Annotated in this window: 1 protein-coding gene; it reads left to right on the top strand. The window is 40.2% G+C overall.

What is annotated here, in order from left to right:
* A partial coding sequence (locus tag IQ282_RS00175) for a pirin family protein (RefSeq protein ID WP_449406803.1) occupies positions 1 to 184 on the top strand: 184 nt, incomplete at its 5' end.
* Positions 185 to 363 lie beyond the last annotated feature (179 nt).

Genomic DNA, 363 nt, shown 5'->3' on the forward strand with positions numbered 1-363 from the left:
AGAGTATAATTTAAAGTCACAAGATAACGGAGTCTATATAATGGTAGTAGAAGGGGCTATTGAAATTAATGACACCACACTCAGCTACAGGGACGCGATAGCAATAACACAAACTCATTCTATAACTATAAATGCTTCAGAAAACGCTGAGGTGTTGTTGATAGAAGTCCCCATGGAACTGTAGCGGTCTATATATAGGTGTTGAGGTAAAGCACCAGTATATAGCATCCCTTTTAAAGAACAGTCCTCCTTCAGCGCAGGTGCTTTGTAGGTATCACCAGAGCGCATTCCAGTTATTTTTACTGGGGGAATATAAACAACCCACCCAGGGAATACCTAGAAGAAAACCAGGCGATAAATAAA

Source organism: Nonlabens antarcticus (genome assembly GCF_015356755.1).
In the GTDB taxonomy this organism is placed as follows: Bacteria; Bacteroidota; Bacteroidia; order Flavobacteriales; family Flavobacteriaceae; genus Nonlabens; species Nonlabens antarcticus.